Source organism: Micromonospora sp. H33 (assembly GCF_052068455.1).
In the GTDB taxonomy this organism is placed as follows: Bacteria; Actinomycetota; Actinomycetes; order Mycobacteriales; family Micromonosporaceae; genus Micromonospora.
The window spans coordinates 527,845-547,776 of record NZ_JBQHDE010000001.1 but is presented as its reverse complement, the minus strand read 5'-3'; the positions used below and the strand labels follow the sequence as shown (position 1 = coordinate 547,776).

Below are 19,932 nucleotides of genomic sequence, written 5' to 3'. Positions count from 1 at the left end.
TTAGCGGCAGTTGTCGCGATCAACTTCGCCGCTAACCTCATGATCAACGCGGTGTGGTGTCAAGTGAGGACGATCGGGGGTTCGGCCAGGCGGGGGGTTAGGGGAGAACTCGGGGTGAGCCAGGAGGATTCGGGGGACTGGTCGGGGTTGATCTGCCAGTCGCGGGCCACCCGGTCGACGCCGATCGCGTAGATCGTCAGCGTGCCCTCCGGGGTGATGTGGAGGCGGAGGAAGGCCTTCGAGTCCTCGATGCCCTGGCCGGCGAAGAGTTCGTTGACGTTGACCCCGAACGCGCCGGCCACCAGCAGGTACGCGGCCACCAGTTGGCTCGCCACCAGGCCGCTCACCGGGCCGTACAGCACCACGGCGGCCACCGCCGGTAGCGGCCAGGGCCAGTCGTGCAACGGCAGCGCCAGCCACGCCCACGTGCCGGCCGCCGCCAGCCCGAGGTGGGCCACACCATGTCCCACGCCGAGGATCCAGTGCCGGACGTGCCGCTTGCCGCCGGCGCTGGGGGGCTTGGCGAAGAACGCCGCTCCGAGCAGCGCCACCAGCAGCATCGCCACCAGCGGCACGCTGAACAGCCGCTGCTCGGTCCCGCCACGATTCGTGGCGACGCCGGCCATCGCCAGCATCAGCAGCGTGTGCAGGGTGCCGAGCAGTGTGGTGAAGCCCGGGTTGCGCAGCGGCAGCCGGGGGAAGATGCCCCAGGCGTACCGCCGGGACCGCGCCCCGCCCGGGTAGCGGGCCGCCAACTCGTACGTCTGCGAAGCGCTCGCCCGGCGGGCCAGGGTGTCCCGCGGCGGGACCTCGATCCGCTCCGGCAGCTTGTGGGTGGGATACAGGTACGCGCCACCGCTGCCGCAGGTGATGAGCTGACGATCCGGGCCGGCGTACCGGGCGTAGTGGTGCATGTCGCCGGAGATGAGCAGCCGCACCTGCGCCCCCGTCGGCGCGACGATGGTGCGGATGAAGTAGTCGATCGAGTCGTACGCCGTGGGGTGGTCGACGGCCTTGACCCACGTTGGCGCCGGCACGGCCAGGATCACCCGGCTCTCCGGCCCCAGCCGCTCCGCCACCGCGTCGAAGTACGTGAGCTGCGGGTCGTCCAGGTACGAACCGGACTGGTCGTCGAGGCCGAGCAGCCACCAGTCGGCCGGCAGTTCGACTGCGAAGTACGACCGGGACTGCCCGGTGCCCCAGCCGCCGAAGTGCCGGTCCCGGGACCGGACGAACAGGCGCAGGAAGGCGGTGAGGCCGTCGTACCAGTCGTGGTTGCCGGGGACCGCGAACAGCGTCGGCCGCTCGGGCGGGGTCACCGGCAGCGCCGCCTGGTACGGGCCCTTGCACCGGTCCTCGTACGCCTCGAAGGCCGCCGACGGGTAGACCTGGTCGCCGCCCATCACGAGGGTCTGCGCGCGGGGCAGGCGGTGCCCGTCCACGACCAGCTCACGCTGGGCGAGCAGGTACGCGACCGAGTACGTGGCGTTGAAGCCGTCGCCCAGGTCGGCGACGTAGTCCAGCCACAGCCCGCCGTCCGGCCCGACCTGCTTGGCGATCTTCGCGTCGAGGGCGTTCTGCAACTCACGCTTGTCCAGGTACGCCCCGAAGAGCATCGCCAGCAGCGTACGGATGCCGGTGCTGATCAGCAGGAACGGCGCGAGCCACGGCACCGGCCTGCGCGGGGTGAAGCCCAGCTCGAGCGGGTCGGTGCTGGCCGGCCGGCGCGCGGGCCGACCACCGGCCGCCTCGCTGGCGTGCGGGCCGTCGGGTGACGGGGCGGCTGCGGGTCCGTGCGGCGCGGTCTGGTCGTCCGGCGATCCAGAGGGGTGATCGTCCGTCATCCGCCGGAGCGTAGTGCGGGTCGGCGTGCGGCGCTGTCCGGTGGACGTCCGAACGCGCCGCGTGTCCGGGTCGGGGGTGTGGCAGGGATCCCGTTCGGCGGTCCCGGAGGGGTGGCGTACACTTTACGCTCGTTGCCGCCTTAGCTCAGTCGGCTAGAGCGACGCACTCGTAATGCGTAGGTCGACGGTTCGATTCCGTCAGGCGGCTCGGAACAGAAGCCCAGGTCAACGGCCTGGGCTTCGCCGTTTCTCAAGGTCGATCACGTCGCCGCTGGCCCGTCGAGTCCTTGAATAGTCCTTGTCCCGTGCCGCAACCGCCTCGTCAAGGCGGCCCGCAAGCGGGCCGCGCCGGCCCGGCCCCGGCCTGCTGGCGACCTCCGGCCGGCATCGGCCGGGCCGGCCGGCACACTGACGGACGCAGCCCTTTGAAGACCTCGGGGCTCCGCCCCGAACCCCGACCCTCCTCAGAGATGCCGCCGCGGATCACCTCGCCGGCACCACAAGGGCTACCAGCCTCCCCGGACGGGGCCAAGGTCGTTCGGCTGGTGAGGCGCTCCACCTTGTCCCCGTCCGGGGAGGCTGGACGGTCCTGGCGACTGCCCGACGAGGAGATCCGCTACCTAGCCTTGGAGCCGCTGCGCCCAGTACACCTGCCCATCGGACCCCATGTAGACCAGGGCCAGGAGCAGGTCCGATATCGCAACCGGTGCAGTGGCTCCCCTGGCCGCTTCCCGTTGCGCCCCCTCCAGATACCGGAAGGGCGCGACGAACGTTAGCGGTGAAGCGTCCCCGTCGAACACGGCCAGTCTGGAGCCGTGGGTCCACCAGGTGTCCCCAACTTTGATGTCGCCTGCGCCCTTTAGCCAGGGATAGCGCTCGGGGATCTTGTTCTCCACTCCGGCGCTCCCGGCGCTGATGGCGTCCGGCCGTGGCGAAGACGCGCTGAAGCTTCCCGCCTTGCGGTTGGTGCGCTTGTCAATGAGGAAGATCGCGAAGTAACCGCCATCGAGTGGCTTGGGCGGGGTCTGCCAAGAAACTTGGCCGAGCACTAGTTGGTCGCGTCCGTTGGACACCGGCGCGGGCACGTTCTCGCCGAGCGCAGCCTGAGCCTCCTCGTGGCTGACGAACGTGAGTGAGGACTTGATGGCCAGCGTTTCCGGACCGTACGGCGGGTGGTTATGCCACCAGCGCCAACCAACGACGGCTACCACCGCCAAGATGACTGCCACCACCGGCCCGGTCTTTCGCCACGTCATGCGCGACAGTGAACCACGCGATCACCAGATCTCCGGGGTCGTCCAAGCTGATAGTTGGGGCCGACCGTACAGCCATCCGTACAGCCAAGACCGCCCGCCAACACCGACCCTGTCCGACAACGGCGGACGGGCTGATCAGGCGTGCAGCTACCTGACCAGCCTTCCGCAATCTTCTTCTAATCCCAAGGCCACTCCCGGCGCTCGGCGGTCAGCGCGGGACATAGCCGTTTGCAGAGTGAACCAACAAGCGGAAGCCCATCGGCACCCGCTGGTGACGAGGCAGGCCGAGCACTTCGTAGTCGACCGCGAGATCATCGAAGAAGAGCCCTGATCCGGGAGCCATCTCCACGTCCGGGATCGTGATCGTGACGAAGACCGGCAGCTCCATGCCCGCCGCCACCCTGATCGAGCGGAACGGTGCCGCCGCAGCCGGGTCGAACACGACGCCGGTGGCCTCATCGGCAGGGTGTACCGCCAGGCGGTCAATCTTGAACACGTGCTTATCCGCCGGACCGCCATCGCCCGCAATGCCGGTGATCGTCACCGGCCACGGACCGGGATTGCGGATGGACGCGCCGAACGTGGCCTGGCCTCCGGGATTGAAGGCGAACCGCACCTCCGTCCTCGGCCCTTCCGTGCGGGACTCCGCATCAGGCCCGTGCCACCACGACCTGCCATGATCGAGGCGATGGCCGGTGGTGGCCGACAGATACCCGGCGCACAGTGCGACAGCCAGCGCCGCGGCGACCAGGAGCCGTCGACGGCGCGTCACAGGGGCCTCCGCGTGGGACCGAGCACCGACGTCAACGTCATGACAGCGCACGCTACAACCCGCATACGCGCGGCGCTGCCCGCCCCAGACGGGGTTCTGCTGGTGCTTCGGCCGTGCCCGTTGCATGCCCGTTGGCACGGGAGCCAAGGGGCAACGGCGGTCAGTTCCTGGACGTGGCCGCCGGCATAGCGACGCAGGTCAAGCCAGGTCACCGCCGTTCGACTTCCGGCCGTATCCACACTTCCTAACCCGTGTGTCGACCGGTTCCGTTGGCACGTTTGGTGCTGCCTGCCACGATGATCCGGTGCCGTGGCCCTGAGGAGCGACAGACATGACAGAAGCCGAGGAGGCGGTCGACCGAATCCGGGCGACTCCGGCGTACCGACTGCTTGTCATCGGGTACCGCTGTCTGCCTCTCGGGCTACTCATGTGGGGCGTTGGCGTCGCCGTGGTGGCCCTGTGGTCCCTGAAGCCGCCGCTGGTGTTCATCCCGTTCGTCGTTGCGATCGGGACGGTGCTTGCTGGGGTGGTCGCGGTATGGGCTGGCCTGCTAACCCTGTACGCCCGTCGGCTCATGCCACGTGGCGGCACCAATCGGCACAGGGCCTTGATGAAGGTGCTGTGGCGGGACGTGATAGCACCAGTTAGGCCCGGTAGGTAGCGGAGCGAGTGCAGCACCGGACCGGCGCGGGGCAGCCCACACGGCATGGCTGGGTCAGTCCTCATCTAGTCCTCAAGAGGCCGGACCGCGACCACCGGCGCTGAGAGATGTCGAGAGGCATTTCCGCACGTCAGGCCGGTAGAGGCCAGGTAGGCGTAGGTAGGCAACTTGATCTCGTAATGCGTAGGTCGACGGTTCGATTCCGTCAGGCGGCTCGGTGCAGAAGCCCAGGTCAGCGACCTGGGCTTCGCCGTTTCTCGAGGTGATATCCCTCGATCATCTCGGGTTACGACCCACGGTCCCGGCCATCGCCGCGAGGCGGCGGGCGAGCAGGGCGGCGGCCTCCCGCAGCTCCGGAGGTTCCAGCACCTCCGTCTCGAAGCCCAGCCGCGCCACGTGCATGGCGAGCCAGTCCAGGTTCTCCCCGCCGACGACGAGCACGCACCACCCGTCGCGATCGTCCTCGACACGCCCCACCTGGGGCGGCACCAGCTCCCGCACCCGGTCGGGCCGGGCGTGCACCCGCACCCGGGCGAGATACCGGTACGGCGCCTCCGTCACGGACCGCTGCACGTAGGCGACCGGGTCCGGATGCTCCCTCGCCCGGAAACGCCAGGTCGTCGCCACCACCTCGCGCATCCGGTCCAGCCGGAAGGTGCGCCAGTCGTCGCGGTCGACGTCCCGGGCCATCAGGTACCAGCGGCGGCCGGTGGTGACCATCCGCACCGGCTCGACCGTGCGCTCGCGCTCCCCGCCGTCGCGGCCGGCGTACCGGAACCGCACCCGTACGGCGTCGCGACAGGCCCGCGCGAGCGTCACCAGCAGCTCCGCGTCGATCTCGACCCCGGGGCCGACAAGGGTCTCGGTGGCGCCGTGCACCGCCCGCACCTCGGCACGCAGGCGGGACGGCATCACCTGGTCGAGCTTCGCGAGCGCCCGCAGTGCCGCCTCGCCCGCCCCGGCGACCGTGCCGCCCGACGCCAGCCGCAGGGAAACCGCCGTCGCGATCGCCTCCTCGTCGTCGAGGAGCAGCGGCGGCAGCCGGGTGCCCGCGCCGAGCTGGTAGCCGCCGCCGACGCCCGCAGTTGCGTGCACGGGGTAGCCGACCGCGCGCAGCCGCTCCACGTCGCGGCGCACCGAGCGGTCGGTGACCCCCAGCTCGGCGGCGAGCTCGGCTGCGGTCCAGGACGGCCGCCGCTGCAGCAGCGCCAGCAACCGCAGCACCCGCTCGGTCGTCGCCTCGACGGTCACGCGCTCATCGTTCCACAGATCACGGAACGATCCTGTCCGCTATCTGCGGGAGGGTTAAACCATGACCGACCAGACCTGGAACCCCCTGCTCCGAGAGCAGCTCGCGTGGCAGTGGACCAACCAGCTGCGCGATCGCCTCGACGGGCTCACCGACGACGAGTACTTCTGGGAGCCGGTGCCGGGCTGCTGGAGCGTGCGCCCGCGTGGCACCGGCGCCACACCGGTGCAGGCCGGGTCCGGCGCGATGACCATCGACTTCGCGATGCCGGAGCCCGACCCGCCACCGTTCACGACGATCGCCTGGCGACTCGGGCACGTGATCGTCGGCGTGCTCGCGGTGCGCAACGCCGCGCACTTCGGTCGCGCGCCCACCGACTACCAGTCGTTCGAGTACGCCCCGACCGCGGCCGCGGCGCTGGCCCAGCTCGACACGGAGTACGCCACCTGGCTGGCCGGGGTCGAGTCCCTCGGCGAGACCGGCCTCGCCCGCCCATGCGGGGAGGCGGAGGGACCGCACGCCGAGCGTCCTCTGGCAGCGCTGGTGCTGCACATCAACCGCGAGCTGATCCACCATCTGGCCGAGGTGTGCCTGCTCCGCGACCTCCACCTGCACACTTACCAGCAGACCCGACGGGAGGCGAGCTGAGATGGCCCGCGACGTTCAGATCACCTTCGACTGCGCCGACCCGGCCGGGTTGGCGGCGTTCTGGGCCGAGGCCCTCGGCTATCGGTTGCAGGACCCGCCCGGGGGCTTCGAGTCGTGGGAGCAGGCGCTGGAGGCGATGGGCGTGCCACCCGAGAACCGCAACGACGCCTCGGCGGTGGTCGACCCCGAGGGGTCCGGGCCGCGGCTGTTCTTCCAGCGGGTGCCGGAGCGCAAGCAGACCAAGAACCGGGTGCACCTCGACGTGCGAGCCGCCCCCGGGCTCGAGGGCGACGCGCGGATGGCGGCCCTGGAGGCGGAGGCCGAGCGGCTCGTCTCCCACGGCGCCACCCGGCTTCGACGCCACGAGCCCGCTCCCCCGCTCGGCGCCGGCCACATCGTGATGGCCGACCCCGAGGGCAACGAGTTCTGCCTCGACTGATCGGCCGTACGGCGGGGCCGGCGACATCAGCGTCGTCGGGCAGGAGTGAGGGCGTCCGCTCCGGACCGCGTCACGACCGCTCGGGCTTGCGCGCCAACAGGCAGGCCTGCTGCCTCTTCAGCCCCTCGCCGGGCTCCTGGATCAACCGAGCGGCAACGTTCAATCCGGCGCGGTTCAGCAACTCGGCGACGCCATCGGGCAGCAACAGGTGGGTGTCGTAGGACACCGGGTGGCCGTACGCGCGCTCCGGGCGCAGATGCTCGTCGCCGACGTGGAACCCCACCAGCACATGGCCGCCCGGGGCGAGCACCCGGTGGAACTCCGCGAACACCGCCGGCAGCTCCTCCGGAGGCAGGTGCAGGATCGACCACCAGGCGACGATGCCGCCGAGTTCGCCGTCGGGGAGGTCCAGGGCGGTCATCGAGCCCACCTCGACGCGCAGGTTCGGGTACGTCCGTCGGGCGATCTCCACCATCTTCGGCGACAGGTCGACACCGAACACGGGCACGCCGAGCGACTCCAGGTGGGCGGCGACATGGCCCGGACCGCACCCGAGATCGGCGACGGGCTGCCCGCCGTCGGCCCGTACGAGCTCGGCGAACGCGGCCAGCATCCCGCGTCCCAACGGATCTGTCGCGAACCGTGGCGGCACGAGCTTGGCGTAGTCCTCGGCGACGGTGTCGTACGACTTTCGGACGGCGGCCAGGAAGGAGGGCTCAGTCATGCGGCGACCCGGAAGGGGGCACGTCGGTCTCCTCACGTATGTCGCTCATGACGAGCGCGAGGTTGCTCATGGAGACGAGCGTGTCGGGGTGCTCTTCGCCCAGCAGCCGGCGGCGCAGGTGCAGGGTCTGCTCGTGCAGTCGGCGGGCTTCGGTGAGTTCACCTGTGCCGCTCATGACGGCGGCGAGGTTGTTCATGGAGATGAGGGTGTCGGGGTGCTCTTCGCCCAGCACCCGGCTGCGCAGGTGCAGGGCCTGCTCGTGCAGTCGGCGGGCTTCGGTGAGTTCACCTGTGCCGCTCATGACGACGGCGAGGTTGTTCATGGAGATGAGGGTGTCGGGGTGCTCTTCGCCCAGCACCCGGCTGCGCAGGTGCAGGACCTCCTCGTGCAGTCGGCGGGCTTCCGTCAGGTCGCCGGTGTCGCTCATGACGACCGCGAGGTTGTTCATGGAGATGAGCGTCTCGGGATGCTCCTCGCCCAGCATCCGGCGGCGTACCTGCAGGACCTGCTCGTGCAGGCGGCGGGCGTCGGCCAGCTCGCCCATGTCGCTCACGACGACCGCGAGGTTGTTCATCGAGATGAGCGTGTCGGCGTGCTCCTCGCCCAGCATCCGGCGGCGTACCTGCAGGACCTGCTCGTGCAGCCGGCGGGCGTCGGCCAGCTCACCCATGTCCCTCATGACGAGCGCGAGGTTGTTCATCGAGATGAGCGTGTCGAGGTGGTCCTCGCCCAGCATCCGGCGGCGTACCTGCAGGACCTGCTCGTGCAGCCGGCGGGCTCCGGCCAGGTCGCCCGACTGGCCGAGGACGACCGCGAGGTTGTTCATCGAGATGAGCGTGTCGGGGTGCTCATCGCCCAGCACCCGGCGACGCAGTTCCAGGACCTGCTGGTGCAGGCGGCGGCCCTCGGTCAGCTCACCCATCTCGCTCAGCACGCGCGCCAGGTTGTTCATCGAGGCGAGCGTCGAGGCATGCTCCCCACCGAGCACCCGACGGTGCTCGGCCGTGGCCCGTTCCAGCCGCTGCCGGCCGGCACCGTATTCGCCGCGACGGGCAAGGTACGTGCCCAGCCAGTCACTGAGGTCAGCGGTCGGCGCGGAGGCGACGTCGTCCTGGTCGGCGTGATCGAGCACGGCCACGGCATGCGGCAGCAGTTCCACGCACCGATCCCAGACCGCCGGATCTTCGGCATTCGCGGGAAGAGCGCTCGAGATCGATGCCGCCGCCAGGGCGATCCACCGGCTGCTTGGCCAGCCGGCGGTCCGATCCCGTCCGGGTACGGGCAACCAACCGGCCGCTGTTCGCAGTGCCAGCCGTGCCCGGGGGGCCTTGCCCACCCGCGTACGGAGCACGTCCTGGACGAGCGGGTGCAGCCTTAGCAGCTCCCGGTCGGCCTCTATCAACGACATCCGCAGGAGGACCGCGATCGTCGTGTCCAGCTTGATCGGGTCGGCCGCCGCGGCGGCGAGTGGCGACGGCAGGTCCCGGACGCCGGACACGAACACCTGACGGGGGATGCCGGTGGCCGGCGCGAAGTACGCCGCGACGGTGAGCAGTTGCACCGCCGCCCTGCTGCGCTTCGCCGCCGCGGCGAACGCCAACTCGAAGGTCCGCATCACCGGGGGCCGGTCCACCGGTGCCTGCTGTCGCCACAGCCACGCCTGATTCCCGGCGCGGTACCGCTGCACGTAGCCGCCCAGGTTAACCCCGGTCTGCACGCAATAGGCCGCTGCCTGCTCCAGCGCCAAGGGCAGCCCGCCCATCTCCTGTGCCAGCCACCGCGCCGCCTCGTCGTCACGATCCCCCGTACGGTCCTGCAGGAACCGCGCCGACACCGCCACGTCGAACGGGCGCACCACGAACACCTGCGCCAGCCTCGCCAGCCCGGGGTCACGTGAGGTGATGAGGACCTGGCCGCGCCCCGACGGCACCAGGCCGGCCAGGTCGCTCTCACCGCCCACGTTGTCGAAGACCAGCAGCCACCGCGACCGGGCACCCAGCTCCTGCACCACGCGTCGCGCCGCGACCTCCTGGTCGGTGTCACCCACTCCCAGCCGGTCAGCCAGCTGCGCCAACGATGCCACCACCGCCAGCCGATCGTCGGCCACCAACCACCAGCCCAACTCGAACTGGCCGCGATGCGTACTCGCGTACGCCTCGGCGAGCTGGGTCTTGCCGACCCCGGGCGGTCCCACCAACGCCACGGCACCACCGTTGCGGCCGCTCAACGTCTGCGCGAGCTCCCGCAGCTCGGCCGAGCGGCCCACGAACGTGCGCACCGCCGTCGGGACGTTCCACACGACGCCGCCCAGCGTCGACCCGCTCCCGCCCAGGTGGTCACGGCTGACCTTCACGGAGCGACTGCGACGCACCTCCGCCAGCACGACCGGTGCCGCCAGCAACGCCGCGAGCGGCCATGCCAGCCAGAGGTACGGATCCCACGACGACGGCAGCGCACCCGTGGCGACGTTCGTCAACGCGGGGAGCACCACCAACGCGATGACCGGCGACAGCGCCAACGTGATCCAAGACGGTCGACGCACCTGTCCACCTCCGACGCCTTGGAATCACCAGCGGCCCCACGGTAGCGCCGGATCCCCACCAGAGGTCTGTCCCGTCCTTGACTGCGGAGACGACGCCTATGTGGAAGGACCCGCAACAGGGCCTTGCCGGCAAGAACTGAACGGTGGTTCAATTCTTGCGTGGCGTACCGGACCACCGAGCGGGTGAAGGCTCGGCTCAGCGCGTCGCGCGAGCGGACGATCGCGGCGGCGCTGGAGATCATGGCCGAGCACGGGTACGCCGGCTGCGCCGTCGCCGCCGTCGCCGAACGCGCCGGCATCGCCACCGGCAGCGTCTACCGCCACTTCCCGACAAAGGCCGACCTGTTCGCCGAGGTTTTCCGGACGGCGTCGCAACGCGAGATCGACGCGGTCGCCCGTGCGGCGGCGCGGGAGCGCACGGCGGCGGCGCGGCTGGCGGCCGTCGTGGCCACGTTCGCCGGGCGGGCGTTGCAGGCGCCGCGCCTGGCGTACGCGCTGCTGGCCGAGCCCGTGAACCCGGCGGTCGACGCGCAGCGGCTCGTCTTCCGCCGCGCTCACGCCGACCTGATCGCCGGGTACGTGGCGGAGGGCGTGGCCTCCGGCGAGCTGCCCCCGCAGGATCCGGAGCTGACCGCGACCGCGCTGGTCGGCGCGCTCGCCGAGGCCATGGTCGGCCCGCTTGCCGCCGGGGTCGCCGGCCCGGACACGATCCCCGGACTGACCCGATTCATCCACCGCGCGCTGGGAGTGTCACCGTGACGACTCACGAGGTGTTCAACCAGGTACCACCGCTGGCCGGCTACGACGCGGCGGACGACCCGGCGCTGCTGGAGGGCCTCGACCGGGAGGGCGCCGGCTGGGCGGCCGCCGAGCTGCACGACCTCGGCCGGCTCGGCGGCGGCGCGGAGGCGATCGAGCACGGTCGGCTGGCCAACGAGTACCCGCCGGTGCTGCGTACCCACGACCGCTACGGCCACCGGGTCGACGAGGTGGAGTTCCACCCGTCCTGGCACGAACTGATGCGGACGGCGGTGACCCACGGCCTGCACGCCGCGCCGTGGGCCGACGGCCGGCCGGGCGCGCACGTCGCCCGCGCCGCGAAGTTCTACACCTGGCGGCCCGACGCCGGGCACGGCTGCCCCATCTCGATGACGTACGCGGCGGTGCCGGCGCTGCGGCACGCCCCGGAGCTGGCCGCGCGGTACGAGCCGCTGCTGACCGCCTCGACGTACGACCCGGGGCTGCGACCGGCGCTGGGCAAGCGGGGACTGCTGGCGGGCATGTCGATGACCGAGAAGCAGGGCGGGTCGGACGTACGCGCCAACACCACCACCGCCCGGCCCGAGCCGGACGGCAGCTACCGGCTCGTCGGGCACAAGTGGTTCACCTCCGCGCCCATGTGCGACCTGTTCCTCACCCTCGCCCAGGCTCCCGGCGGGCTCACCTGCTTCCTGGTGCCCCGGGTGCTGCCCGACGGCACGCGCAACCCGATGAGCCTGATGCGGCTCAAGGAGAAGCTCGGCAACCGGTCCAACGCGTCGTCCGAGATCGAGTACGAGCACGCGGTGGCCTGGCGGGTCGGGGACGAGGGCCGGGGCGTCCGCACGATCATCGACATGGTCAACCTGACCCGGCTCGACTGCCTCATCGGCGCGGCGGCCGGGATGCGCCAGGGAGTGATCACGGCGGCCCACCACGCGGCGCACCGGCGGGCCTTCGGGCGCTACCTGGTCGACCAGCCGTTGATGCGCAACGTGCTGGCCGACCTGGCGGTGGAGTCCGAGGCGGCGACCGTACTCATGCTGCGGCTGGCGGGCGCGACGGACCGTTCGGCGCGCGGCGACGCCGGTGAGACCGCCTTCAAGCGGCTGGCCGTCGCGGTCGGCAAGTACTGGGTGTGCAAGCGCTGGCCCGGGCACGCCGCCGAGGCCCTCGAATGCCTGGGCGGCAACGGGTACGTGGAGGAGTCGGGGATGCCGCGGCTGTTCCGCGAGTCACCGCTGAACGGGATCTGGGAGGGGTCGGGCAACGTGGCCGCGTTGGACGTGCTGCGCGCCCTGACCCGGGAGGCGCAGGTGCTGGCCGCGTTCGAGGCGGAGGTGGACGCGGCGGCCGGCGCGGACGCCCGGCTCGACGCGGCGGTACGCCGGCTGCGGGCCGACCTCGCCGACCCGGCCGAGGTGGAACTGCGGGCCCGGCACCTGGTGGAGCGGCTCGCGCTCGTCCTGCAGGGCTCGCTGCTGGTCCGGCACGGCCACCCGGCCGTCGCCGACGCCTTCTGCGCGTCCCGGCTCGGCGGCGAGCACGGCTACGCGTACGGCACCCTGCCGGCCGGCGTCGACCACGCCGCGATCATCGACCGCGCCACGCCGAAGGTGGGCTGAGGACGCCCTCGTCGCCGCCGTGTCGAGACGTCGGGCGATGAGTTTCGCGGCGACGAACGGTCCATCCTGAGGTAGCCCTGTCCGAGCCCGGAGGTCAGTCACGTGCCGTACGCGCCCGTCATCGTCAGCCTGCCGATCGCCGATCGTGCCGTCTCGTACCGCTTCTACACCGAGGCCCTCGGTCTGACCGCGGTCGGCGAGCCGGCCGACGACGGCATCCCCGAGCCGCTGCAGTTCGTCGTCACCGAGGGCCTCCGCCTCATGCTCATACCCACCGGCGGCTTCGGCTGGGTGACCAGTCCGAATCAGGTCGCCGACCGGGGGACGAGCGAGTGTCTGCTCAGCGTCACCACCGCCAGCGAAGCCGAGGTGGACGCGGCCGTCGAGCGGGCCCGGGCCGCCGGGGCGGAGGTCACGCTCGCGCCCGGTCCGCAGCCCTGGGGGTACGCGGGCACGTTCGCCGACCCCGACGGTCACCTGTGGATGGTGACGGTGCAGCCGCAGGCGGCCTGACGCTATGGGCTGACCGGGCCCGGCAGGCCGGGCCCGGTCAGGAAACGACGGTCAGAGGCCGCGGCGCGGCTCGGGCGGGTAGGTGGCGACGCCGCTCTCCGGGACGTCGGTCACCACGTACTCCGTCTCGGTGGTGGGCGTCGGCTCGTCGTCCTCGCCCGAGCGGTGCTTCGCCGCGGCCGCCGCGGCCCCGGCGGCTGCCGCGCCGGCCACCGCCGCTCCGGCGGCCACGGCCGTGCCGGAGACGCCGGCCTTGCCGCTGTCGCCCCGCGTGCCCGCCGCGTACTGGACGCCCGGCGTGCCGACGCCGGCACCGGTGTCGACGGTGCCACGCCAGCCGCCGGTCTCGGCGCCGCGGCCCTCGATGAACGACTTGAACTTCTCCAGGTCGGACTCGGCCTGCCGCTCGACGACGTTCAGCTTGTCGCCGGCCTTCTCGACCAGCCCCTCGGGCTCGTACTCCAGGTGCAGCCGGACCATCGTGCGGTCCGTAGCCACCGGCTGGAAGTAGACCGCGCCGGCGTTGGTCGCACCTTCGGTCGCCGCCCAGGCCACCTTGCGGTCCGGCACCTGCTCCAGGATCGTCGCGTCCCACTCGCGCCGGACCCCGGCGATCTCGGCGACCCAGTGCAGCCGCCGGTCGTCGAGCTGGCGGACCTCGCGCACGCCGCCCATGAACTTCGGGAACTCCTCGAACTGGGTCCACTGGTTGTAGGCCATGCGGACCGGCACCTGCACCTCGATGGACTTCTCGACCTTCGTGGTCATGGTGAATCCTCCTCGTCAGGTCGAACCGCTCTCCACGATCGACGGACCGGGGAGAGCCGTCCTGTCCCAGAAACTCCTACCCACAGGGCGGGAGACAAACCCGAAACCGCAGGTCGGCAGCATGAAGGCCCGCAGCCGGCCGGTCGCCGGTCGCGGGCCTTCCTCGCGTACGCGGTCAGCCGTCCTCGCGATCCGGGCTCTCCAGCCGGAAGAAGTTGCTCTGCTTCCCGTCAAACCGCTCCTCCTGGTAGATGAAGTTGAGCCGCCCGTCGACGTGACGCCGGTCAGACGTACAGGCGGCGGGCGTAGTCCGGGCCGTAGTGGCGCTCCAGGTCGGCCAGCGTCTCCGCCGGCGCCTCGACCTCCTTGACGAGGCGGGCCCGGGACGGCAGCACCTCCGGCGACCAGGTCTCCGGCCGCCACAGCTCCGACCGGAGGAACGCCTTCGCGCAGTGGTAGAAGATCTGCTCGATCTCCACCACGACGGCGAGCACCGGGCGGTGCCCGTCGACCACCATCGAGTCGAAGAACGGTGCGTCGCGCAGCAGCCGGGCCCGCCCGTTGATCCGCAACGTGTCGGTGCGCCCGGGGATCAGGAAGATCAGCCCGACGTGCGGGTTGTCGAGGATGTTGCGGTAGCCGTCGGCCCGCTTGTTGCCCGGCCGCTCGGGGATGGCGATGGTCGTGTCGTCGAGCACCAGGGCGAAGCCGGGCGGGTCACCCTTCGGCGAGACGTCGCAGGTGCCGTCCGCGCCCGCCGTGGCGACCAGGCAGAACGGGGACGCGGCCAGCCACTGGCGGTCCCGCTCGTGCAGGCGCGTCCGCTCCTTCGCGGCGGCCCGGGGCCCCGGACTGCCCAGCAGCTCCCGCAACTCCTCGTGTGTGGTGATCTCCACCGTCACGTGACCCTCCCCCGTCCGTTGACCATCGTGGCGACGTACCGCCCCCGACAGCGTAGGCGGCCCCACCAGGGCGAGGTTTGCTCACCGGAGGCAGGGGTACCGCCTCACCCGACCCGCCGGCAGGATCGAGCAGGAGGCCCGGTCATGGAGAGCCGACTCAAGGTGCTGGGCCACCCCGTCCACCCGATGCTGGTGATGTTCCCCGTCGCCCTGCTCGTGACCGCGGTGCTCTTCGACATCGTCGACACCGTGGGCGGTCCGGACTTCCTCGGCGAGGTCGCGTACTGGAACATCACCGTCGGACTGGTCGGCGGCCTGCTGGCCGCGGCGGCCGGGACGTTCGACCTGCTCGCCATCCCCACCGGCACCCGCGCCAAGCGGGTGGCGCTCACCCATGCCGCCGCGAACGTGGCGGTGATCCTGCTCTTCGCCGCGGTCTGGGCGGTCCGGCTCAACGCCGAGTCCCGGGCCGCCGGCGGCGCGCTCATCGCGATCGAGGTCGTCGCCCTGGCCATCCTCGGCATCAGCGCCTGGCTCGGTGGGGAACTGGTCGACCGGCTCGGCGTCGGCGTCGACCGCGACGCCAACCTGGACGCGCCCAGCTCGCTGCGGTCCCCGGCGGCCACCCAGCGGATCGGAGAGGTGTGATGAACGAGCGCAGCGAGCGAATCATCAGGCTCTGTGCCGTGGTGTCTCATGGCGGCCCTGCTCACAGTCCGACCCCCGGCCGGGGTCGTGGCGATGCTGCGGGATGCACCGACGCGGCCGGGGCTCGGACCGTTCGGCGGAGCGGAGGGCCGGCATGAGTGAACAGAGTGGCGGATTCGGGCGGGGCTGGCGCGGCCGGCAGCAGGGGTGGGACCCGATGGGCGAGTTGCAGTCGCTGCGCGCCGAGCTGAGCCGGCTGGTCGGCGGCCGCTCCGGCTCGCCCGACCTGGAGCTGAACGAGACCGGCGACGGCTGGGAGGTCGTCGTAAGGCTGCCCGGCGTGGCGCCCGAGGAGGTGGCGGTCGAGCTGGACGACCGCGAGCTGTGCGTACGGGCCCGGTCGGAGGCCGAGGTGAACGCCGACCACGGCATCCCGGGCGGCTTCGAGACCCGCGGCTTCGAGTACCGGGTCGACCTGCCCTCGCGGGTGGACCCGGACGCGATCGACGCGGTGATGGACCACGGTCTCCTCCGCGTCCGGCTGCCCCGAGCGGCGCGACCCACGCCGCGCACCATCACCGTCGGGCGCACGGGACGGCGCGACGTCTCCGGGGGTACGCCGAGACCGGTCGACCCGGCCGCGGACCGGGAACTCCACCACCCGGACACCGCCGCCGGCGGGATCGACCGGCCGTAGGTTCACGTGGTCGCCCTGAACCTGCTCGGCCCGGTCGCCGAGCGCGTGCCCGACGTCGAACGGATCGCCGTGCTGCGCGCCAACGCGCTCGGCGACTTCATCTTCGTCCTGCCGACGCTGGACGCGCTGCGGGCCGCGTACCCCGGGGCGGAGATCGTGCTGCTCGGCGCGCCGTGGCACGCGAAGCTCTGGCGCGACCGGCCCGGCCCGGTCGACCGCGTCCTGGTGGTCCCGCCGGCGCCCGGGATCCGCTCCCCGGATACCGGCGAGCCGGAGTCCGCGATGGAGGACTTCGTCGCGGCGGCCCGCAAGGAGCGCTTCGACCTGGCGTTGCAGGTGCACGGTGGTGGCGCCAACTCCAACCCGGTCGTCGCCGGTCTCGGCGCGCGGGTGACCGCGGGCCTGCGTGCGGAGGGCGCCCCGCCGCTGGACCGCTGGCTCCGGTACGTCTACTACCAGCACGAGGTGATCCGCTACCTGGAGGTGGCCGCGCTGGTCGGCGCCCCGGCCACCACGATCGTGCCGACGCTGACGGTGACCGACGCGGACCGGGCCGAGGCGGCCGGGGTGCTCGGCCCGCCGGAGCGGCCCCGGGTCGCGCTGCACCCGGGCGCCACCGACACTCGGCGGCGCTGGCCCCCGGAGCGCTTCGCGGAGGTGGCCCGCGAGCTGCACGGCGACGGGTACGAGGTGCTGGTCACCGGCACCGCCGCCGAACAGGACGTGGTGGACCGGGTGGTCGCGGCGGCCGGGGTGCCGGTACGGCCGCAGGTCGGCACGCTCAGCCTGGGCGGGCTGGCCGGCTGCTACGCCGACTGCGCCCTGGTCGTCTCCAACGACACCGGCCCCCTGCACCTGGCCGCGGCGGTCGGCGCCGCCACGGTGGGCGTCTTCTGGGTCGGCAACCTCATCAACACCGCGAACCCGCTGCGCGCCCGGCACCGACCGATCAGCTCCTGGACGGTGCACTGCCCGGTCTGCGGCGTCGACTGCACCCCCGGCATCTACCCGCACCGCCCCGGCGACGGCGATTGCCCGCACCGCGACTCCTTCGTGACCGACGTCCCGGCGATCGAGGTGCTGGAGGCCGCCCGCGAGCTGCTGGCGGTGTAAGGAAGGGCCCCTTCCTAACGCCTGCGGTAGAGCAGGGGCCCCTTGTCAACACAGGCTCAGGCCGGCTGCGGGGCGTCCTCCTCGGCGACCACCACCTCCCACGCCTCCACCTCGCGCTCGGTGACCGTGGTCGGGGACTCCAGGTGGTACGCCCCGCTGGGCAGGACTCCGGCGCCGCCGTGGCGGGCCAGCACGGCGAGCTGGGCGGCCACGTCCTCGCCCTGGTGCTTCTCCTGCACCCGCCGCCAGAATTCGAAGCCGCCCGCGTCGACCAGCTTCGCCCGGTCGTACAGCACGCAGCCGCCGATCCAGGACACTTTGTACGCCCGCCACGCTCCCGGCGGCAGGTTCAGCTTCTCCGTCACGTGCAGCAGGTTCGCCGCCGGGTGGATCGACGCGCGCTGCCACTCCGGGGTGTCCGGGCGGATCCGCTCCGGCACCGGCGGCCCGTTCCACTCCTCGTAGTGCCGGTGCGTCTCCGGGCGCACGTCGTCGACGTACGACAGGCCGTGCACCGCGTTGCCCACGAAGCCGCAGCGCAGCTCCTCCATCGCGGTGACCAGCCGGCGCAGCGCACCGGGTTCCAGCCACACGTCGTCGTCGAGGCAGAGCACGTACCGGGCGTCCGAGGCGGCCAGCAGCGACGCCCGGTGCTCCGCCAGACCGCGGCGCGGCAGCCGGCGGGTGAGCAGCACGGGGTGCCCTCGGTGGCGCAGCGCCCGGACCATCGTGGCCGCCGCCGGGTGCGCGTACGCGGGCTCCCCGTCGGACTGGTCGCTGACCACCACCCCGAAGCCGGGCACGCCCTCCTGCGCGGCCAGCCCGGACAGGGTGACCGCCAGTTCGGCCGGCCGGTTCCGGGTGGGGATCAGCACGTCGAGGTGCCGCGCGGCGCGGAAACGGTCGGGAGCGCCGAGGTCGAGCGGTCGGTTCACGCCGGACCCGCCGCCGCGTCGGTGGTCACATCCTGCCCGTGCGCCCGGATCCGGTCGATGATCGCCGAGGTGGACCGGTCCGGCACGTACCCGAGGGTGCGGACCTGCCCGCCGAGCCGGCGTACCAGCGGTGCCTCCGGCACCATCTCCGGCGGGTAGTCGCCACCCTTGACGTACACGTCCGGCCGGACGGTCTCGATGAGCCGGGCCGGCGAGTCCTCCTCGAAGACGACCACGTGGTCCACACAGGCCAGTGCGGCGAGCAGGGTCACTCGATCCTCGACCGGGTTCACCGGCCGGTCCGCGCCCTTGAGCCGGCGGACGCTGTCGTCTGAGTTGACCGCCACCACCAGCAGGTCGCCGAGCGCGCGGGCCTGCTCCAGGTACCGGACGTGACCCGGGTGCAGCACGTCGAAGCAGCCGTTGGTGAAGACCACCGAGCGGCCGGCGCGCCGGTGCTCGTCGGCGATCGCCTCCAGTTCGTCGGCGTCCACCAGGGTCGGCCGCCCGGCCGCTTCGGCCGGATGGTCGAGCGCGGCGAGCAGGTCTTCCCGCCGGCACACGCAGGTGCCGGTGTCCGACACCGTGATGGTGGCCGCGAGCTGGGCCAGCTGTGCGGCGGTGGGCAGCGGCGCGTCGGCGGCCAACGCGAGCGTCATGGCCGCGAGGTACGCGTCCCCCGCCCCGACCGCGTGGCTGGCCGGCACCGGGGTGCTGTGGCTGCGCCGGCGCTCCCCGTCCGGGCCGCCGACCACCGCACCGTCGGTGTCCAGGGTCACCGCCACGACGTCGGCGCCGGTGTGCGCCCGGAGTTCGGCCAGGCGGGACTCGGCGAGCACCGCCCGGTCCACGCCCTCGCCCGCCGCCGCGTTCACGGTGACGCCGCTTCCGGTGACGCTGAGACCGTCTCCGGTCATCGCCACCCGGTCCTCGCCGGGGCCGGGCTCGCCGGTCGGCCCGAGCCGGGCGGGGGAGCCGTCACCGGGCGCCACGCCCACGGTCAGCTCGGAGGGGCCGTCGGACGGGTCGCCGTCGGGGTGGTCCAGGTGCAGGTCGTTGGTGTTGGGTCGGGTGGCCGCGCGGGCGAGCAGCCGGCTCGCCTCGGCGAAGCTCGGGGTCACCACGGTCGGGGCGAGGCCCTGCCAGTCGGCGAGGTCGTGCGCGTCCAGCGCGACCGTCGCGTACCGCTCCTGGTTGGCCATCAGCCAGGCGCGGACCGGCGCGGGCAGCGCGCCCAGCGCGTAGTCGCAGACCACCAGGGTGGGCGCCTCGCCGCCGGCGACCGCCCGCAACTCCTCCGTGGCGCAGTCGAGCGCGGTGAGCAGCCGGGCCACGCCGTCGTCGTCGAGGGCGTCCTCGGGGTCGCCGGAGTCCTCCCGGAGCAGGATCTGGTTGCCGGCCAGCATCCGCCGCTTGACCGGCGTCGGGCGGCCCGGCTGGTTGACCGTCCGGTCCCAGACGGCGGCCCGGTCGAGGCAGTCGTGCAACTCGTCGCCGGCCACGTCCGCGCCGACCGGCGCGACCAGTGCGGCCCGGCCGCCGAGCGCGGCGACGTTCACGGCGGTGTTCGCCGCGCCACCGGCGGCGGAGATCCGCCGCCGCAGCGTGAGGACGGGGGCGGGTGCCTCCCGGCAGAGCCGTTCGGACTCGGCGAACCGCCACTCGTCGAGCATCGCGTCCCCGACGACCAGGACGGGGCGCCCGAGCCAGCTCTGCACCACGGCGGCGAGCCGGCGCTGTTCCGCTGCTGCTCCTGCCATGCCCTCCGGTCTCCCCCCGGTCCGCCGGGTCAAACCTGCGTCCCCGCCGGGAGCCGACCACCGTTGATCATGAGGTT

At 72.3% G+C, this 19,932-nt stretch carries 18 protein-coding genes, 1 tRNA gene and 1 pseudogene; 10 read left to right on the top strand and 10 right to left on the bottom strand.

The window, feature by feature from the left end:
- Positions 1 to 59 precede the first annotated feature (59 nt).
- Complete coding sequence (locus ACTMS0_RS02605; protein WP_441153451.1) at positions 60 to 1,844, bottom strand: metallophosphoesterase family protein; 1,785 nt, start codon at positions 1,842 to 1,844, stop codon at positions 60 to 62.
- A 134-nt stretch (positions 1,845 to 1,978) separates the two neighbouring features.
- Here ACTMS0_RS02605 and ACTMS0_RS02600 point away from each other — a divergent pair.
- Positions 1,979 to 2,052: transfer RNA gene (locus ACTMS0_RS02600), tRNA-Thr, on the top strand.
- Positions 2,053 to 2,464: 412 nt separating this feature from the next.
- Here ACTMS0_RS02600 and ACTMS0_RS02595 read toward each other — a convergent pair.
- Together ACTMS0_RS02595 and ACTMS0_RS02590 are read right to left on the bottom strand one after the other, a co-directional pair.
- On the bottom strand, positions 2,465 to 3,100 hold the full coding sequence (locus ACTMS0_RS02595) for a hypothetical protein (protein ID WP_441153450.1): 636 nt from the start codon (positions 3,098 to 3,100) through the stop codon (positions 2,465 to 2,467).
- A gap of 208 nt (positions 3,101 to 3,308) precedes the next feature.
- Positions 3,309 to 3,716 carry a hypothetical protein gene (locus ACTMS0_RS02590; RefSeq protein WP_441153449.1) on the bottom strand — a complete coding sequence of 136 codons (408 nt, stop codon included), beginning with the start codon at positions 3,714 to 3,716 and terminating at the stop codon, positions 3,309 to 3,311.
- Between the two features lie 487 nt (positions 3,717 to 4,203).
- Here ACTMS0_RS02590 and ACTMS0_RS02585 point away from each other — a divergent pair, with 487 nt between their 5' ends.
- A complete protein-coding gene (locus ACTMS0_RS02585; protein ID WP_441153448.1) occupies positions 4,204 to 4,533 on the top strand; it encodes a hypothetical protein in 330 nt (109 codons plus the stop codon).
- 276 nt (positions 4,534 to 4,809) lie between these two features.
- Here the strand turns inward: ACTMS0_RS02585 and ACTMS0_RS02580 are convergent, their stop codons facing one another.
- The gene (locus tag ACTMS0_RS02580; protein ID WP_441153447.1) at positions 4,810 to 5,784 is read right to left on the bottom strand and encodes a helix-turn-helix transcriptional regulator; all 975 of its coding nucleotides are present in this window, start codon (positions 5,782 to 5,784) and stop codon (positions 4,810 to 4,812) included.
- Between the two features lie 61 nt (positions 5,785 to 5,845).
- Here ACTMS0_RS02580 and ACTMS0_RS02575 point away from each other — a divergent pair, with 61 nt between their 5' ends.
- Together ACTMS0_RS02575 and ACTMS0_RS02570 are read left to right on the top strand one after the other, a co-directional pair.
- A complete protein-coding gene (locus ACTMS0_RS02575) occupies positions 5,846 to 6,430 on the top strand; it encodes a DinB family protein (protein ID WP_441153446.1) in 585 nt (194 codons plus the stop codon).
- A 1-nt stretch (position 6,431) separates the two neighbouring features.
- Complete coding sequence (locus tag ACTMS0_RS02570) at positions 6,432 to 6,869, top strand: VOC family protein (protein ID WP_441153445.1); 438 nt, start codon at positions 6,432 to 6,434, stop codon at positions 6,867 to 6,869.
- Between the two features lie 70 nt (positions 6,870 to 6,939).
- Here the strand turns inward: ACTMS0_RS02570 and ACTMS0_RS02565 are convergent, their stop codons facing one another.
- The gene (locus ACTMS0_RS02565) at positions 6,940 to 7,593 is read right to left on the bottom strand and encodes a class I SAM-dependent DNA methyltransferase (protein ID WP_441153444.1); all 654 of its coding nucleotides are present in this window, start codon (positions 7,591 to 7,593) and stop codon (positions 6,940 to 6,942) included.
- Positions 7,586 to 10,135: a tetratricopeptide repeat protein gene (locus ACTMS0_RS02560; RefSeq protein ID WP_441153443.1), complete on the bottom strand. Its 2,550-nt coding sequence runs from the start codon at positions 10,133 to 10,135 to the stop codon at positions 7,586 to 7,588. Before ACTMS0_RS02560 ends, ACTMS0_RS02565 begins: the two co-directional genes overlap by 8 nt.
- 159 nt (positions 10,136 to 10,294) lie before the next feature.
- On the opposite strand from ACTMS0_RS02560, the gene ACTMS0_RS02555 reads away from it, so the two are divergent.
- From ACTMS0_RS02555 to ACTMS0_RS02545, 3 genes are all read left to right on the top strand, one after another.
- Positions 10,295 to 10,894 carry a TetR/AcrR family transcriptional regulator gene (locus ACTMS0_RS02555; RefSeq protein WP_441153442.1) on the top strand — a complete coding sequence of 200 codons (600 nt, stop codon included), beginning with the start codon at positions 10,295 to 10,297 and terminating at the stop codon, positions 10,892 to 10,894.
- Positions 10,891 to 12,519 (top strand): isovaleryl-CoA dehydrogenase, encoded by a 1,629-nt coding sequence (locus ACTMS0_RS02550; RefSeq protein WP_441153441.1) that lies wholly within the window; start codon positions 10,891 to 10,893, stop codon positions 12,517 to 12,519. The genes ACTMS0_RS02555 and ACTMS0_RS02550 overlap by 4 nt, the downstream gene beginning before the upstream one ends.
- Positions 12,520 to 12,621: 102 nt before the next feature.
- Positions 12,622 to 13,032: a VOC family protein gene (locus ACTMS0_RS02545; RefSeq protein WP_441153440.1), complete on the top strand. Its 411-nt coding sequence runs from the start codon at positions 12,622 to 12,624 to the stop codon at positions 13,030 to 13,032.
- A gap of 318 nt (positions 13,033 to 13,350) precedes the next feature.
- Here the strand turns inward: ACTMS0_RS02545 and ACTMS0_RS02540 are convergent.
- Positions 13,351 to 13,800, bottom strand: a pseudogene (locus ACTMS0_RS02540) (SRPBCC family protein); the annotation flags it as partial.
- Positions 13,801 to 14,084: 284 nt separating this feature from the next.
- Complete coding sequence (locus tag ACTMS0_RS02535; RefSeq protein ID WP_441153439.1) at positions 14,085 to 14,702, bottom strand: pyridoxamine 5'-phosphate oxidase family protein; 618 nt, start codon at positions 14,700 to 14,702, stop codon at positions 14,085 to 14,087.
- Positions 14,703 to 14,846: 144 nt separating this feature from the next.
- Here ACTMS0_RS02535 and ACTMS0_RS02530 point away from each other — a divergent pair, with 144 nt between their 5' ends.
- The 3 genes from ACTMS0_RS02530 to ACTMS0_RS02520 all read left to right on the top strand — a co-directional run bounded on the left by ACTMS0_RS02530 (position 14,847) and on the right by ACTMS0_RS02520 (position 17,160).
- Positions 14,847 to 15,350, top strand: coding sequence for a DUF2231 domain-containing protein (locus ACTMS0_RS02530; protein WP_441153438.1), 504 nt, complete (start codon positions 14,847 to 14,849; stop codon positions 15,348 to 15,350).
- Positions 15,351 to 15,504: 154 nt separating this feature from the next.
- Positions 15,505 to 16,047: an Hsp20/alpha crystallin family protein gene (locus tag ACTMS0_RS02525; protein WP_441153437.1), complete on the top strand. Its 543-nt coding sequence runs from the start codon at positions 15,505 to 15,507 to the stop codon at positions 16,045 to 16,047.
- A gap of 6 nt (positions 16,048 to 16,053) precedes the next feature.
- On the top strand, positions 16,054 to 17,160 hold the full coding sequence (locus ACTMS0_RS02520; protein ID WP_441153436.1) for a glycosyltransferase family 9 protein: 1,107 nt from the start codon (positions 16,054 to 16,056) through the stop codon (positions 17,158 to 17,160).
- Positions 17,161 to 17,216: 56 nt separating this feature from the next.
- Here the strand turns inward: ACTMS0_RS02520 and ACTMS0_RS02515 are convergent, their stop codons facing one another.
- On the bottom strand, positions 17,217 to 18,095 hold the full coding sequence (locus ACTMS0_RS02515) for a glycosyltransferase (RefSeq protein ID WP_441153435.1): 879 nt from the start codon (positions 18,093 to 18,095) through the stop codon (positions 17,217 to 17,219).
- Complete coding sequence (rfaE2, locus tag ACTMS0_RS02510) at positions 18,092 to 19,855, bottom strand: D-glycero-beta-D-manno-heptose 1-phosphate adenylyltransferase (protein ID WP_441153434.1); 1,764 nt, start codon at positions 19,853 to 19,855, stop codon at positions 18,092 to 18,094. Before rfaE2 ends, ACTMS0_RS02515 begins: the two co-directional genes overlap by 4 nt.
- Between the last annotated feature and the right edge of the window lie 77 nt (positions 19,856 to 19,932).